At 69.2% G+C, this 16,177-nt stretch carries 14 protein-coding genes and 2 pseudogenes; 11 read left to right on the forward strand and 5 right to left on the reverse strand.

From position 1 onward, the window contains the following. The first annotated feature begins 34 nt into the window (after positions 1–34). Positions 35–688: an HAD family hydrolase gene (locus ABZ624_RS37330; RefSeq protein WP_360099149.1), complete on the forward strand. Its 654-nt coding sequence runs from the start codon at positions 35–37 to the stop codon at positions 686–688. A gap of 42 nt (positions 689–730) precedes the next feature. On the opposite strand, the pseudogene ABZ624_RS37335 reads toward ABZ624_RS37330, so the two are convergent. From ABZ624_RS37335 to ABZ624_RS37350, 4 genes and pseudogenes are all read right to left on the reverse strand, one after another. Continuing rightward, positions 731–835 (reverse strand): annotated as a pseudogene (locus ABZ624_RS37335) (IS5/IS1182 family transposase); the annotation flags it as partial. A gap of 64 nt (positions 836–899) precedes the next feature. After that, positions 900–1,757, reverse strand: a complete 858-nt coding sequence (locus ABZ624_RS37340) for an IS5 family transposase (protein ID WP_360099151.1) — start codon at positions 1,755–1,757, stop codon at positions 900–902. A gap of 43 nt (positions 1,758–1,800) precedes the next feature. After that, positions 1,801–2,112: a hypothetical protein gene (locus ABZ624_RS37345; protein ID WP_360099153.1), complete on the reverse strand. Its 312-nt coding sequence runs from the start codon at positions 2,110–2,112 to the stop codon at positions 1,801–1,803. Between the two features lie 223 nt (positions 2,113–2,335). After that, entirely contained in the window at positions 2,336–3,130 is a 795-nt protein-coding gene (locus tag ABZ624_RS37350) for a hypothetical protein (RefSeq protein WP_360099155.1), read from the reverse strand. 695 nt (positions 3,131–3,825) lie between these two features. Here ABZ624_RS37350 and ABZ624_RS37355 point away from each other — a divergent pair. The 9 genes and pseudogenes from ABZ624_RS37355 (at position 3,826) to ABZ624_RS37395 (ending at position 15,149) form a co-directional block, all read left to right on the forward strand. Next, the gene (locus ABZ624_RS37355; protein ID WP_360099157.1) at positions 3,826–5,208 is read left to right on the forward strand and encodes a tetratricopeptide repeat protein; all 1,383 of its coding nucleotides are present in this window, start codon (positions 3,826–3,828) and stop codon (positions 5,206–5,208) included. A 159-nt stretch (positions 5,209–5,367) separates the two neighbouring features. Beyond that, entirely contained in the window at positions 5,368–6,675 is a 1,308-nt protein-coding gene (locus ABZ624_RS37360; RefSeq protein WP_360099159.1) for a CHAT domain-containing protein, read from the forward strand. A 405-nt stretch (positions 6,676–7,080) separates the two neighbouring features. After that, positions 7,081–7,701, forward strand: a complete 621-nt coding sequence (locus ABZ624_RS37365) for a hypothetical protein (protein WP_360099161.1) — start codon at positions 7,081–7,083, stop codon at positions 7,699–7,701. Positions 7,702–8,130: 429 nt separating this feature from the next. Next, positions 8,131–8,775, forward strand: a complete 645-nt coding sequence (locus tag ABZ624_RS37370; RefSeq protein ID WP_360099163.1) for a dihydrofolate reductase family protein — start codon at positions 8,131–8,133, stop codon at positions 8,773–8,775. 1,159 nt (positions 8,776–9,934) lie between these two features. Continuing rightward, a complete protein-coding gene (locus ABZ624_RS37375) occupies positions 9,935–11,128 on the forward strand; it encodes an ATP-binding protein (protein ID WP_360099175.1) in 1,194 nt (397 codons plus the stop codon). 428 nt (positions 11,129–11,556) lie between these two features. Continuing rightward, on the forward strand, positions 11,557–11,979 hold the full coding sequence (locus ABZ624_RS37380; RefSeq protein ID WP_360099165.1) for a hypothetical protein: 423 nt from the start codon (positions 11,557–11,559) through the stop codon (positions 11,977–11,979). A gap of 526 nt (positions 11,980–12,505) precedes the next feature. Further along, positions 12,506–13,240, forward strand: a complete 735-nt coding sequence (locus ABZ624_RS37385; RefSeq protein WP_360099167.1) for an alpha/beta hydrolase — start codon at positions 12,506–12,508, stop codon at positions 13,238–13,240. A 500-nt stretch (positions 13,241–13,740) separates the two neighbouring features. Continuing rightward, positions 13,741–14,274: pseudogene (locus ABZ624_RS37390) on the forward strand (ISL3 family transposase); the annotation flags it as partial. A gap of 77 nt (positions 14,275–14,351) precedes the next feature. Then, positions 14,352–15,149: a transposase gene (locus ABZ624_RS37395; protein WP_360099169.1), complete on the forward strand. Its 798-nt coding sequence runs from the start codon at positions 14,352–14,354 to the stop codon at positions 15,147–15,149. Here the strand turns inward: ABZ624_RS37395 and ABZ624_RS37400 are convergent. Further along, positions 15,082–15,624, reverse strand: coding sequence for an SUKH-3 domain-containing protein (locus ABZ624_RS37400; RefSeq protein WP_360099171.1), 543 nt, complete (start codon positions 15,622–15,624; stop codon positions 15,082–15,084). The two genes, ABZ624_RS37395 and ABZ624_RS37400, sit on opposite strands and share 68 nt — an antisense overlap. A 228-nt stretch (positions 15,625–15,852) precedes the next feature. Here ABZ624_RS37400 and ABZ624_RS37405 point away from each other — a divergent pair. After that, on the forward strand, positions 15,853–16,177 hold a 325-nt coding region (locus ABZ624_RS37405; protein ID WP_360099173.1), incomplete at its 3' end, for a transposase.

Here is a 16,177-nt window from a genome sequence, read left to right on the forward strand (position 1 = left end):
CGTGCGGAGACGATCACGGGATTATGGTGCTGGGATGCCCCTGGCGCTCTTCGATCTGGATGACACGCTCATAGATCATCATGCGGCCTTTCTCGCGTGGGCGGAGGAGTTCGCGGCTGCCCGTGGCCTCGGCAGCCAGGGTGTCAGCTGGTTGCTGGCGGTCAAGGCCAAGTACGCGGGTCCCAAAGACCGCCTGTTCTCGATGGTCCGGGACGAGTTTGATCTGGCTGAGCCAGTCGACCTGCTCTGGAGGCAGTACCGTCGCCGGATCCCGGAGCTTGCCGCGTGCTGCCCCGAAGATCTGGATGCGTTGGAACAACTCCGTGGTGCTGGTTGGCGGATCGGCATCGTCACCAACGGGATGGCTGACAATCAGTTGGCCAAGATCCATCGAACAGGTCTGGCTAGTCTGGTTGACACGTGGTGTGTCTCGGAGGAGGTGGGCATACGCAAGCCCGATCCGCGGATCTTCCGCCTCGCGGCGCAACAATGCGGGATGCCAGCGGATCGCACCGGTTGGATGGTGGGTGACAGCCTCACGCTCGATGTCGCTGGAGGTCGGGCCGCCGGACTGCGGACGGTCTGGATCAACCCGTCGCAACGCGACGTACCGCCTGAGCAGTGTGGTCCAGAGCTCACTGTTGCTGCTGTTGCCGAAGCGGTTCAGCACCTGATGGTGGCTGTTTGAGTAGCTTTAGGCTGTCGGTGGCTCGGCCCGGCGGGCTGGTTTGCGGGTGAGCCGCCTGGTCATGAGGGTGATCGCGGCCCAGGTGATCAGCGTTTTGGAGTACTGGACGAGTCGTTCATAGTCGCGGGCATGTCGGCGGGCGTGCATCGAGTTCCTGCGCTGCCGCCAGCAGTTCGAGGACGACGGCCCCGAGTGGTCCTCGTAGGCCCGCTCAGCTGGTGGGATTCGGCTTCTTTGCCCAGCTGCGGGCTGGCTTCTTCCGGGTCAGCCGCCTGGTCATGAGGGTGATGAGCGACCAGTTCAGATGAGCCTCGGAATGCTGCGGGAGGCGCTCGTAATCTCGCGCGTTGCGGCGGGCGTTCATGATCCACCCCAGCGTGCGCTCAACGCGCCAGCGACGCGGGAGGACGACGAACCCTTTGGCCCCCTTGGGGCGGGAGACGGTCTTGAGGGTGATGTGGAGGAATTCCTCGGCCCAGTCGACGAGCTTGCCGGCGTAGGCGGAGTCAGCCCAGACCTGGGTGATCTGCGGGTGGGTGAGACGCAGTCGCCAGAGCAGTTCGCGGGCGGCATCCCGGTCCTGCATGTCGGCGGGCGTCACCGTGATCATGACGGGGAAGCCCTTCGTGTCCACCGCGATGTGTCTCTTCCGCCCATTGATCATTTTCGCGGGATCGAATCCGCGAGTCGCCTTGCTCACCGTGGTGGCGCCCTTGACCGACTGCGAGTCGACGATCAGCGTGACCGGGTAAGGGCATCGCCCCAGGCCAGTGCGGAGACGACGGCGGAGTTGGTCACGGATGAAGCTGACGACGCCGCGGCGGTTCCATCGGGCGAAAAACCCGTAAACCGTCTCCCATGGAGGGAAATTGGACCGCAGAGCTCTCCGCTTCGCGCCGTTATCGGTGATGTAGCGAATGGCGTCGACGATCTGCCGGCGGGGCCACTTCTCGGGATGCCCACCAGTCTTGGTCTGGCAGGCCGGGACCGGCAACAGGGGTTCGAGAAGGGCCCACTCGGCGATCGTGATGTCGGACGCGTAGCGGCGACGGCGGGCAGGGTTCGGCATGGCGGACTCGTTGCATGGCGCGGAAGAGGAGGGCGGGCGGTGGTTACTTCGAGAGCCGGGCGAGGGTCGCGGAAACCCCAGTGAGCTGGGCGGCTACCAGCTGAGCCCATTCGTCGTCGGGGACGAGCAGGGTGCGCGGGATCTCGGGGCGGCCGCTGTAGTAGGGCAGGGCCAGGGTCCTGACGATCCAGTCGTCCAGGGACTCACGGACCGGGTCCCAGGAGGAAGCGGGCAGCAGGACCGGCAGGGGACCACCGGGCGCACGGTCTTTCAGCAGACCGAGCGTGAGCAGGATCGCGAGCACGCTCTTGCCGGATCCGGGCTCGCCGAGGATGACGAGCCGCCCGTTCGGCAACTGTCGGTAACCGTCGGCGAGTTGGGCAATGGTCTCCTCGAAACGGCCGTCAAGTCATCCGCTGAGCCGCATGCGCAGCACCCAAGGCCCTGCGACCACCGGGGCCGCAGACGCCACGCACACGCCGAGCGGAAGTTGTCTCAACTCCGACTCCCTCCTTGGAGTGGATGCCGGGCATCGCCGGTGCGCACCCGCGGCATCGGATACGCGGCATCGGGGGCACTCAGTGGCCGGCCTCCCGGCCGCGGCGCGGTCCGGGCTGCTGCGGGCGGTGCGCCTGCTGCTCGTCCTCGCGCACCGGGTGCACTGCGTCGGCCACGTCCCGGTCGGCGTAGCGGTCCGCGCGGGAGTCGTCGACCGCCTTGGTGAACGCATCCTGGAGGCGGCGCAGCCGCTCGGCCGTGAGATCGAGGGCTTCCACGTCCGTGCGTGACTCCCGCAAGGTCCGCAACGCCGTCAGGTCGATCGCCTCTCGGGATCCAGCCTCCAGCTCCTGGTCGGCGTGCTCCGGGCCGGCGGCGGGGAGTGCGAGCAGTTGCTCGGGCATCGCCGCCTGCTGGTGCGCGCCGACGTCGTACGCCCCGCCCCGCGCGGCAACGGTGCGCAGCTTCTCGCGGACCACCGCGCCGGCGAGGACGGCCCGCTCGTACTGCAACGGGAGGCGGGGTATCTCCCACTCCCCCGGCTCCAGGTCAAAGGGCCGGGGCGCGGCCGGTGTGCCCGGGTCGGCCGGGGACTGCCGGTCCGGGTCCGTGCGAGGGGTCGGCGGGCGTCGGACGGGTTCGAGGTCGGCCAGCGACCAGCGGGCGGTGTAAAGGCGGTAGGCCGGCATCAGGCCGCGCAGCGTCCTCGGCTCGCTGATGTCCACGCAGTACGTGGCAAGCGCGGCGTCCACGATCCGCTCGTCCAGACCCGGCTCGCGGCGACGGCCGCGCAGGACGAGAGCGAGGTGACGGCGGGCTTCGGCGAGCAGGTGCCGGCGGTGGAACCAGCCGATCGTCGGCGCGGTCACCGACACACTCGCCTCTCCGCGCACCCCGCTGCTCGGCCGGTTCGACGGTCAGGAGCTGATCCAGGTGGGGGGACGGTGACGGGATGGGGGCCGAGGGCGAGACGGACGCCTTCGTCGGTGGTGAGGACCTGGCTGGTGGTGAGGCTGGCGACTCCCTCACCGACGAGCACAACGGCGCCCTCGCGCTCGGCTGAAGTACCGACCACCCCTGGCTCCTGCCCGGCACCCACCCGGGCCGCCCCGGCAGCCCCCGCCAACTGCGCACGCGCCTCACTTCCTACGGCATGCCCTCCCGGAGCGGACGCAACAGCGCGCTGATGGACCTCGCAGCACAGATGCCCCCCGCCGTCCTAAGCGAGGTCCTCGGCGTCTCCGTTGGAGCGGCGACCTGCTGGGCTGTCGTCGCAGGCGCCCCCCGCGCGCAGTACGCCGCCGAACTCAGCCGTCGCTCGACGAGCTGAACCCACCAATAGCGGAACCCACAAGATCCATAGGCGTCCCAAGGGACAGACATGAGCGCCCGTGCTCCAGCATGCGCAGCGAGAGCGCGGGCCGTCTGCATCGCGCGCCGGGTCACGCTCCCCTTGCCACCGGTCGCCCACGGGCCAATGGTGGATACCGTGCCGAGTGGTGTGCGGAACGTACTGGGGGGCGTGCGGGCGGCCATGCGGTCTCGCCTGGCCCGCGGACGCGCTGTGCTCATGATCCAGCTGGCCGATTCGCTGTACGCCAAGTACGAACAGACCGGCGACCCCGCCGACCTTGACGAGGCCATCAGCACTTCCCGCACTGCCGCGGCCATGATGCCTGCCGGGCGTGTCCACCGGGCTCACGCACTGTCCAACCTCAGCATCGGCTTGTCGACCCGGTTCGAGCAGACCGGCGACCTCGCGGACCTGGACGAGGCCGTAGCACTCGGCCGGGCCGCGGTCGCCGCCATACCCGCCGGCCATCGCTGCCGGGCGCTCGCCCTGAACAGCCTGGGCTCCGCGCTGTGGGGACGGTTCGAACGCACCGGTGAACTGACGGATCTGGGCGCGGCGATCGACTGCGGTCGCGCCGCCGTGGCCGCGTCCCGCACCCGCGACGACCGCACGCTCTACCTGTCCGGCCTGAGCGCCGCCCTCCTCGCGCGATCCCAACGGACCGGCTCCCGCACCGACCTCGGCGAGGCCATCGACGCCGGCCGGGCCGCCATGGCCGCCATGTCCGCCCGCCATCCCGAACAGGCGCACCGGCTGAACAACCTCAGCGCCGTGCTCTACACGAAGTACGAACTGACCGACGACCTCGGCGACCTGGACGAAGGCATCGCACTCGGCCGCGCCTCGGTGGCCGCGACCCCCAGGGAGCACCCCAGCCGACCGCACCGGCTGAACAACCTCACCATCGGCCTGCAGAGCCGTTACGCCCGGACGGGCGACCTCGCGGACGTCGCGGAGGCCATCGAGTGCGGCCGGGCCGCGCTGGCGGCCACGTCCGACGGCCATCCTTACCGGGCCGCGCTGCTGAACAACACCGCCGCGGCACTGTGCGCCCGGTTCGACGTAGCGGGCGACGCGGCCGACCTGGACGAGGCGATGGCGGTGTGGCGCGAGGCGGCGGGATCCGTGACGTCCCCGGCGCCGACCCGGCTGCTCGCGGCGCGGAGTTGGGGATCCACCGCCGCCCAGGCCGGCCGTTGGCTGGCCGCGGTCGATGGTTACACCGCGGCCATCAGCCTGCTCTCGCTACTGGCCTGGCGCGGACTCGGCCGCGAGAGCCGCGAACAACTCCTCGCTCGCGGAGCCTGGCTGGCCGCCGGCGACGCGGCGGCCGCCGCCCTCGCCGACGGCCAGCCGGACCGGGCGATCGAACTGCTCGAAGCAGGCCGTGCCATCCAGTGGGCGCAAGTGCTGGAAACCCGCGCCGACCTGACCGGCCTGAGCCGCACGGCACCCGACCTGGCGGCCCGCCTCGACGCCGTCCGCGCTGCCCTCGACCACCGCGATCCGGCCACCCCAGACCCGGAGCCAGCCATCGCAGACCCGGAGCCAGCCGTCGCACACCCATCTCCGGCCGCCGCACCTGACGCGCCCGGGTGAGGATGTCCCGGCTTCCGGCCGACCACGCGCGCGAACCGCCAGAACCGACCGACCCACCGACCGCACCCGGTCACACCCCAACTCTCCGAGAAACAGGAGGCGATCCGTGGCGACACCGACAGGGACAGTGGCGTACACCTCGGGCGGTGTCGCGCCCTGATGCCCGAGGAGCCGGCCGGCCCGCCTCATCTGGTCGATCGACGGATGGCCCTGGCCAGGGAATGGGATGCCCTGGTCGAGCAGGCCCGCACGCTGGACGGATACGAGGACTTCCTCAGACCACCGCGACTGGAAACGCTGCTGCCCGCTGCGGCCAACGGTCCGGTCGCAGTCATCAACGTCAGCCGTTGGCGATGCGACGCCCTGATCGTGACCACGGCCGGCGTACGGGTCGTACCGTTGCCGCGGGTGACCTTGCAAGACATCAGCGAGAGCGCGGACGCCTACGTCCAGGTGCTGCAGCAGGTCGACCGAGCGGCGTACGACGTGCACATCGCCCGGCAGCGCTACGACGACGGCGACCGCACATCCGACGCGATCCGGCGGTACACCGCGGCGCAGCAGGCGTTGAGCAGCGCCGTCGGCGACCGGGACACCACGCTCGCCGCGGTGCTGGCGTGGCTGTGGGACGAGATCGCGGACCCCGTCCTGACCGCCCTGGGGTTCACGGACCCGCCGGCGCCCGGCCAGCACTGGCCTCGCCTGTGGTGGTGCCCCACCGGGCCGTTGACCATCCTGCCCCTGCACGCCGCCGGACATCACACCAGGACGGACCGCGAGCACGGTCGCGCGGTCCTGGACCGCGTCGTGTCCTCGTACACTCCGACGCTACGTGCCCTCCTGGAGGCCCGACGCCCCCTCGACGCGCCCCCGCCCGACGACGAGCGCGTGCTGGTCGTCGCCCTGCCGGACGCCCCCGACGGCCTCCCCCTCGCCCATGTGCCGCGCGAACGGGACCTCCTGCTGTCCTTGTTCCCCGGCCGGTGCACCCTGCTGGAAGGCGAGCGCGCCACAGCGGACGCCGTGCGCGGCGCACTGCCGCGGCATCGGTGGGCCCACTTCAGCTGCCACGGCGGGCAGGACCTCTCCGCGCCGTCCCGCGGCGGATTGCTGCTCCACGACCGGATCCTCACCGTCGCCGACATCGGTGCCCAGGAGCATCACGGCGAGTTCGCGTTCCTGTCCGCCTGCATGACGGCGACCGGCGGCATCCCCGTCATCGACGAGGCCACCACCCTGGTGGCCGCCCTGCACTACACCGGCTACCGCCAGGTCATGGGCACCCTCTGGTCCGTGTACGACGATACCGCCGCCATGGTGACCGAGGCCGTGTACGCGGATCTCACCTCCCAGGGGCGTTTCCGCCCTGCGCGATCCGCTCACGCCCTGCACAAGACGGTCCGCGCGCTGCGGGACAGCGATGTCCCCGTCAGCGCTTGGTCGCCGTTCACCCATACCGGTCCGTGACCGCCGACCCGACCCGATCAGTCCCGCAGGAGTTCCCATGACGGCCGACCCCCCTCAGCCTCCGCACAGCGAGCCACTCCCTTACCGGGAGATCACGGACGAGTCGTACGCGCGGCTCGCGGCGCAGAACTTAACCATCGAGGAGCCACGGCCCGGCACCCTGATCCTGCGCGGCCTGTGTCCGCGCTGCGCTGCGCCCATCGAGATCCCCATCGTGAGCGGGATCTATTCACGGTCCACCTCTGTCTCTCTCCGCAGTCGGTTGCCGGGCCGGAGGCGACCGCCAGCGGCGACAGAGCGCGTCGAACCGATGATGTGCACCTGCGAGGACGACCACCCCGACCGGCCCGACGGTCGCTTCGGATGCGGCGCCTACTGGACCTTGATCATTTCGGACCAGCCGCGGTGACCCCCTCGCTCTCCCCCGGACCGCGGCCGGCCACCCCCGCCGACCTGCTGACGGCCCAGGACCGCGACCATCTCCTGCGTACCGAACTGCCACGTGTACGAGGAGCCGCCGCGGCATGGCGCAACGGACTCGGCGGTCTGCTCGCCACCCTCATCGGCTTTAGCCTGGTGAAGGGGCGCTCCGACATCGGCCAACTCGCGCATCGCTGGGCCGCGCTGGTTGGGGTCCAGCTGCTGATCTCGCTCGTCGCTGGGGCTGTAGGCGCACTGCTGCTGATCCGCGCCGCCCACGGACGTCCGGCCGTCTCCCCGACGGAGAACCTGCCACCCCGCCGGGGCGCCGAGCATTTCGAAGCGCTCGCGTCCGCCGCCGCGTTGCGCCGCGGCATCGCTTCGACGCTCCTGTGCGCCGCCTTCCTTGTCGCCGCGGTCGCGACGACGTGGTACGGCCCCGCCCGCGACAAACCCGCACTGGAGATCACCACCCCTAGCGGCCTGGTCTGCGGCACCGTCATCCGCATCGACCACGGCGTGGTCACCCTCAAGACGAACGCTGGTGAGGTCCCAGCCGACATGTCGACGGCCTCCGCCGTGCGGGCGGTCACGACATGCCGCTGAACTCTGCTTCCCATCACTCTGTGCTACTGTGGCGCGCGCCTTCCCTCGGTTTACTGAGCGTTTGGTCCGGTGGTTCGTGATTGCTCCCGGTCAGGTGTCGCGCCATTTCAGGTGGCCTCGCCGGTGAGTCTGCGGGCCATGAGGTCGGTCATGGCTAGTGCTCTGACCGTGAAGGTGCGCCGGGTTGGAGATTGGAACGGTTGGATGTGTGGTGACATCCGTTGCGACGCATGCGAGTGGTCGCGGGCGGCCACCCTGGCCGCCTCGATGCCGTCCGTGTCCGCTACGGCCACACCGCCAATGGGGCGGATTCCTGACGCGCCTTGGAGAAAATTGCGGGCCGCTGTCGATCCGGCCACGTCCCGTTCGACGTCATGATGTGCGGCGCCTCGCCACACGATGTCGCGACAGGACCTGACGAGGACAGACGTGGATCAACTGCTGAGAGTCATGAACTTCAACGTCTCGAATGACGGAATCGGTGCCGGTGAGCGCCAGAGTCTCGAGCGGCCCTTCGGCCACGACCATCCCGAGAGGCTGTTCGCCTGGGCCGGAGCCACGGCGAGCTGGCCCATGCGCACGGATCCCGGGGGGAGCCGGGGCCTGGACGACTACTTCACGCGAGACTTCGCACGCAACATTGGTGCCGAGATCATGGGCCGCAACAAGTTCGGGCCCCAGCGCGGGCCCTGGCAGGACTATGAGTGGCGCGGCTGGTGGGGGGAGGAGCCCCCGTTCCGCACTCCGGTGTTCGTCATGACCCACCACGAGCGTCCGTCGTTCACGCTCTCCGACACCACGTTCCACTTCGTCGACGGCGACCCGGCCACGGTCCTCGAACGGGCGCTGGAAGCGGCGCAGGGCAAGCACGTCCGACTCGGCGGCGGGGTGACCACCATCCGGCAGTTCCTTGATGCCGGCCTCGTCGACACCATGCATGTGGCGGTCTCGCCGGTAAAGCTCGGGTCCGGACTACGCCTGTGGGAGTCCCCCGATGAGCTGCTCGACCGGTTTCACCTGGAGATCGTGCCCAGCCCGAGCGGCGTGACGCACCACCTGTTCTGGCGAAGGTGACGCGAGGGCCCACTCGCGTTCACGCTGCGATTGCGAGGGGGCGTCCGCCCCAGCGGATGCCCTTCTCGCTGCGGATGCGGGCGCGTTCTCGGCGTTGGGCGGCGAGCAGGTCCAGGTCGACACCACCCGCCTGGACGTCCTGGCCCTCTTCGACAACGGGCGTCTGGCCCGGCCCGAACTGACCATCGTCGACGTCGCCACCCGTGCCATCCTCGCCGCCGTGCTGTGTCCGAGTGCGACCAAGGCCGTGGACGCGGCGCTGCTGCTGGCGGAGATGGCCGTCCCGCACCCCGCCCGCCCCACTTGGCCGGACATCCTGCGCATGGACCGCGCCCCCGCACTCCCCCACCAGCGGCTGGCCGCGCTGGACGAGCGCCTGGCCGGCGCGGCGGCCAGGCCGGTCGTCCTGCCCGAGACGATCGTCGTCGACCGCGGCAAGGTCTTCGTCTCCGCCGCGTTCACCGCCGCCTGCGAGCACCTCGGCATCAGCGTCCAGCCCGCCCCGCCCCGCGCCCCTACCGCCAAAGGCATCGTCGAGCGGACCTTCGGCACCATCAACGCCCTGTTCTGCCAGCACCTGCCCGGCTACACCGGCTCCGACGTCACCCGCCGCGGCCCCGACACCGAGAAAGACACCTGCTACAGCGTCGCCCAGCTGCAGGACCTGCTCGATGAGTGGCTGGTGCACTACCACCACCGGCCCCACGAAGGCCTGCGCCACCCGATGATGCCGAAGAAGGCCCTCACCCCGAACCAGATGTGGGCCGCGCTGGTCGCCGTCGCCGGGTACGTGCCCGTCCCGCTCACCGGCAGCGACTACCTCGAGCTGCTGCCCGTGCGCTGGCAGGCCATCACCCCCGCCGGCATCACAATCCACCACCTACGACCACGATCTCCTCGCCCCGTACCGCGGCCAGCCCTCCCCCGTCGCCGGCCGGGGCGGGAAATGGGAAATCCACTACAACCCCACGACGTCCGCCAGATCTGGATCCGCCTACCCGACGGCGAGCTCACCGAAATCCCCTGGATCCACCGCGAACACGTCCACCAGCCGTTCAACGACCACACCTGGCAGCACATCCGCACCCACGCCCACCACAGCACCTACGGCGAGGCCGAACACGTCGAAGCCGGCCTCGCCGACGCCCTCGACCAACTCATGCGCCGCGTCCACAGCGGCCACGCCACCACCACCGAACAAGCTCTCCTCGTCCGCGCCACCACGCTGCCGGTTCCCGCAGCACCCGCAATACGGCACCGGCCCCCTAACCGGCGAGCCGGCGCAGCACGGAGAGGACGACAGCATCGACGACCTCGACGACCTCCCCGAGGACGACACCCGCCCCGCCGCGGCCGCCGGATTCGGGCTCTACGACGCACACGAGGAAGCCGACAAGTGGTGAACACCCGCCCCCACCCCGCAGCGCACCAACCACCCAGCGCACCCGCCGACGCGGGCAGCGGCAACACGGCCGAACCTTCCTGGCCCCTGACCACCTGGCAGGGCTGGCACCGCTTCGCCACCACCAACCCGGCCGCCCCGCCCCAGCCCGACGACCCGCCCCGCAGCCGCGACGAACGCCTCGCCTACCACTCCGCGTTCGTCACCATCCGCACCCCCGCCATCAGCAAGCTCGCCACCCAGGTCCGCGCCCTGATGATCCTCGGCCGCCACCAGCAGACCACCGCACGGCCCTCCCTGATCGTCACCGGACCCGCCGCAGCCGGCAAAACCACCGCACTGCTGAACGTCGGCCGCACCTGCCACCTCGCCCCCACCCGCAAAAACCCGCCCCCGCCCGCGTCAGCCCACGCCACGGCACCCGTGGCGTACGTCCTGGTCCCTCCCGGCGCCACCGCGAAAACCCTCATCACTGAGTTCGCCCGCTACCTCGGCATCCCCGTAACCACCCGCATGACCCAGACCCAGATCACCGACGCCGTCTGCCACACCTACACCCAAGCGGGCGTCCAACTCGTCCTCATCGACGAAATCCACCGCCTCAACCTCCGCACCACCACCGGCGCCCAAACCGCCGACCTGATCAAAGACCTCACCGAACGCCTCCCCGCGACCTTCGTGTACGCCGGCATCAACGTCACCGACACACCCCTGTTCAGCGGCACCGCGGTGCCCAGCTCGCCGGCCGCGCCACCCTCATCGACTGCGGCCCCCTCCCCGCCCGCCACGGCACCCGCCAGCCGTTCCGCGACGTCATCACCGACATCGAGAACGCCCTCGACCTCCAGCAGCACAAACCCGGAACCCTCCCGGCCCACGCCGCCTACCTCCACCAACGCACCGCCGGCCGCATCGGATCCCTCACCCGCCTCATCCGCCAAGCCGCCATAACCGACGGCACCGAACGCATCACTAAAACCGCCCTCGACGCGGTACAACTCGACCACCTCGCCGAACAACACAGACGCCCCACCCGCAGCCGCTAACCCCACCCGCCGAACAGGCAAAACAGCGCTGACCAGCGAAAACACCAACCGAGTCTTTACGCGCCAGGACTACCTACAACCCACCGGGGCCACACTCCACACACAACACATGAGCCCAGCTCACACACCCCGCCCACCCCGCCTCTCAACGAACCCACAACACCGCAGGCCAACAAACACTCGGCCCACCAACAAACCCCCCTCCGAGCGTTAGACGTCACGGGCAGCGCCCTCCTTTGGAGCGCGGCCTCTGTGCACAGGTCCGGGCCCGCGCCGTGGGGCGATCGGCCGGGCGCAGCAGGCACCCGGCCAGCGAACAGGTAGGGAGCCGTCATGGAGACGACGTCGCCGAAGGCCCAGCTTGCCCCGGAGCAGATCCTGCGGGCCGCCGACTACGTGGAACTGGTCTGGCGGGGCCAGGGCAGCCAGGAAGACAAGGCCGCGCTCGCGGAGTTCCACGCCGAAGGTCCCGAGCTGGCGCGGCTGATCGGTGAGTTCGGCGCGCTGCTGCTGGCCGACTACATCACCGCCGTGCCCGATGAGCACGCCGGCTGCGAGTCCGCGTATGCCCTGCGGCAGCTGGTGACGGTGGCGAGCCGGTGCCTCAAGTGCTGGTGCCTCGAGGGCGGCGGCGGGACGCAGACCGGGCTCATCGCGGCGGGGTTCCTGATCGAGTGCATGCAGGAGGTCGACCAGGTTTCCCAGTTCCTCGCCGATGTCCGCGGTGACACCGGATACGGGGTGGCTGCGGCCTGAACGAGGCGGGAGGCCGGGCAGCGCCCGGGGGCGGAGATTTCTCCTTCCCCCGGCGCTGTCCCGTTCGGGCGGGATGTCGCAGGTAGCGAACCCGGTCAAGGAGCGATGCGCGAGCCTGACCCCGGCGGTGGGCATCGGATGGGCCTCCGCCAACTTGAAGTCACAGGTCAAAGGTCTGGCATGACCGGTGCTCAGGGTGCTCACGCTGGTCACGGGGCGGCTGTCTGCGCAGTAGATCGTCCGTCAGCGGTTGCTTGCCGGTTTTTCGGTGCTCGAATCGGTGCGGACGTGCGCTTCCCGACCAGTGACAGGCGTGACTGCGACGCCGTGGTGTTCGGCCACAGAGCCTCCGCAAAAACTCGGTGGCGGAACCACGGCAGCCACTGCTACGTTTCCGGAGGCCGCGCAAGAGAGCGAGGAGGTGGTACCCGTGAACGTATCGACATGGGTGCTCCCCTCCGGGGTCACGGTCGGGCGATAGGTCGTCCGGGAGCGCCGTTCAATGGCACTCCGGAAAGGCACGACCATGCAATTCACTTCTGAACAGCGTCTCGACGACGCTGTGCTGGAGCGCGAATTCACCCTCGGCGAGATCCCCGGCATCCTGTGGACGCCCGGATCCGCATCCGCACCGGCACCGCTGATCCTGCTCAGCCCCCCTCCTCTCGGGCTGCGCAAGGCGTACCCCCGACTGGTGGCCCGAGCGCGGCAGTCCGCGGCAGACGGCTTCGCCACGGCCACCATCGAGCTCCCCGGAAGCGGCGACCGGCCCCGCCTGCCCGCCGCCGAGCAGGCCCTCGCCGACCTGCGCCGGGCTATGGAGACCGGCGAGCCGGTCAGCGATGAGATCATCGACGCTCTCATCCTCCCCCTGGTCGACAAGGCGGTCCCGGAGTGGCAGGCCGCCCTAGACGCCCTCCTGTCGCTGCCCGAGATCGGCGGCCCGGTCGGGTACTCGGGAGGAGTGATGTCCATCGGGACCCGGCTGGCGGTGGTCGAGCCGCGTATCTCGGCCGCTGTTCTGTTCGCCGGGAGCTTCGTCCCTCGCGCCATGTTCGAGGAGGCCTGCCAGGTCACCATTCCTCTGCACGTCCTGCTGCAGTGGGACGACGAAGGGAACGACCGGCAGGCGGCCCTGGACCTGTTCGACGCCTTCGGCTCCAAGGAGAAGACGCTGCACGCCAATATGGGCGGGCACACCGGCGTCCCGCAGTTCGCGGGGAACGCCGCGGCCCAGTTCTTCGCCCGACACCTGAAGTGACGCCGGGCCGTCAGGCCACCAGCAGACGGTAGCCGTGTGGCCAGGATGCTGCTCATCTAGGGACAGGTCCCGGCCCTCCTCGGCTCTGTCCACCACGGCCCCTGCCAGAGTGTTGGCAGGGGCCCGTGCTGCCCGAAGCCATGAATTGCTCGATGTCTGCAGAGCTTCGGGTGCTGCCCAAACTCGGGTTCTGGCTCGTTTTCCGTGAAGCGCGCACGCTGAGTGACGACTGACGCTCGGATCGACCTTCGGAAACTTGCCTGAAAATGACCAGTACCGATCTTGGTGTGGCCGACGGTGCGGCGTTGTGGAAGAGACGTTGCTCCGGCTGGAGGAGTTGCTGTTCCCGTCCATCGCGGACGTGGCGGTGCTATCGGTGGACGTGAACAACGAGGCGATAAACATCGGGGCCCGAAGTACGGCGGCTGGGGCAACGTGTCCTGACTGTGGGAGCCGATCGAGTCGAATACACAGCTCCTACCTGCGGTTTCCCCGCGGACGTGCCCAGTGCGGGACGGCGGGTAGTCCTCTGCCTTCGGGTCCGCAGGTTCTTCTGTCCGGACGACTCATGCGGATGGCGGACGTTCGCCGAGCAGATGTCAGGGCTGACCCGGCGGCACAGCAGGTGGACCGAACGGTTGCGTTCGACGCTTGCCGCGGTCGGTCTCACCCTCGCTGGCCGGGCCGGCGCCCGGATGGCACGGGTCTTCGGGGTGTCCGTCAGCCGCAGCGCGGTCTTGCGGTTGCTCGACGCGTTACCTGACCCGCAGACGCCGGCCCCGCGGGTGGTCGGCGTCGACGAGTACGCCATGCGCAAGGGCCGCGTCTACGGGACGGTTCTGGTCGATGTCGAGACTCGACGGACGGTTGATCTGTTGCCCGACCGGGAGGCCTACACCCTGGCCAAGTGGCTGGCGGAGCGCCCCGGAATCGAGGTCGTTTGCCGGGATCGAGCTCCGTTCTTTGCGGGAGGTGCCACGGCCGGGGCGCCTCAGCCGGTCCAGGTTGCTGACCGGTGGCATCTTTGGCACAACCTCGGCGAGGCCGCTGAACGGTGCATCGCCGATCACCGAGTTTGCCTACGGGCACGGCGCTCGAGCCACCCCGCCCGGTGGAGGAGCCCGATGCCCCCACGGACAGCTCTGGCTCGCCGTGGCCCACTGGCCACCGGTTCGCCGACCGGACTCGGGCCAACCACGCGGCCTTCCACGCGCTGCTCGCCGCTGGTCACAGCCGCCGCGCGATCCAGCGCCGACTCGGCATGACGTACCGCACCGTCAAGCTCCTCGCCGACGCCACCACGCCCGAGGATCTCTTCCGTGGCCAATGGCAGGGGCGCCCTTCCGTACCTGATGAGTACAAGCCGTACCTGGACGATCGTTGGAACCAAGGCTGCACCAACGCCTGGAAGGCATGGGAGGAGATCGTGCCGCTCGGCTACAAGGGCAGTTACCAGCGAGTTCGCGCCTACTTCCGCGCCAAGCGTCTCTCGACAGATCCGGTCACTGCACCGCCGCCTTCACCTCGCACGGTCGCTGGCTGGATCCTCCGCCACCCAGACACCCTCACCGAGGCGGAACAGCTCCGCCTCAAAGCCGTCTTGGTCCACTGCCCCGAACTGGATGCACTCACCGGACATGTCCGGTCCTTCGCCGAGATCCTCACCGAGCGGCAAGGCCAGCGGCTGCCCGAGTCGCTCGACGCCGTCCGCAACGACAACCTGCCCGGCCTGCACACCCTCGCCGCCGGTATCGACCGCGACCGCGACGCTGTCATCGCCGGTCTCACCCTGCCCTGGAACTCGGGCGTCGTAGAGGGGCACGTCAACCGGATCAGGATGCTCAAACGGCAGATGTTCGGCCGAGCCGGATTCCTGCTCCTCCGAAAGCGAGTACTGCTCTACACCTGACCGACGCGTCAGGACGGCTGTCCCACTGGCTCGTACCCCTCATCGATTCGGCGAGGAGCCAGCCGAGAACCAAGTTCTCCATGGCGTGAGGCATCGCTCCGAAGCTGGCAACCCAGGTCTCGACGAGATAGATCACGCCCACTTCGTCGATGCCCAGGAAGAACCGGCCGTGGTCCAGCTCGCCGAGCGGGTAAAGATGGCGCCCGATCGCTTCGCCCCACTCGGTGAATCGGTCATCCTCGCCCCAGGCCAGCTCCGGGTCCAGCTCGAACGGCGTGCGTGCACAGCTGATCCCTGGTCCGCTGACGTTCACAGTCAAACCGCCGAACTCTTGCAGGAAGGCTTCCGCAGCGTCGTGCATGGCGAGGCCGACTGCTTCGAACATGGATCGCCAGCGGGCCGTGTCTACCCTCCGTCCAGGCGTCCATCCCGACGCCTCCAACACCTCATCTACCTCTGGCGAGCAGCTACTCATCGGCGGCCCCGACTCCTCAGCTATGGGTGAGCAGTGATCATCTCAGTGGCCGACGTCCCTGAACAGTGTGTGACCGCTTCACGGAAAATGAGCCAGAACCGTAACTCGTGAACAAAACCAAATTGCCGAGGACATTTCGTATAAGAGTTTCTAAGAGCTCGTAACACGATCTTGGTGAGGTGTGCTGGTCTGGCGTGACCAGTACGACGATTCCGCCGTTCGTGAGGTGTGAGGAACCGGCCGTGGATCGTGGACGACGACTTGTGGGCGCTGATCGAGCCGTTGCTGCCGCCCTGGCCGCAGAGAGCTCCTGGCCCCAGGCCCGTGCCGGACCGGCTGTGTCTGCAGGGCATCTTGTACGTGCTTTACAACGACGTCAGCTGGCAACTGCTGCCGCTGGAGCTGGGATTCGGCTCCGGGCAGACCTGCTGGCGCAGGCTGGGCCGGTGGCATGAAGTCGGCGTCTTCGACAAGTTGCACCGTCTTCTGCTGGCGAAGCTGCACGCGGCCGATGAGCTGGACTGGTCGCGGGCCTGCGTGGATGCCTCTCACA

Source organism: Streptomyces sp. NPDC007205 (assembly GCF_040634095.1).
In the GTDB taxonomy this organism is placed as follows: Bacteria; Actinomycetota; Actinomycetes; order Streptomycetales; family Streptomycetaceae; genus Streptomyces.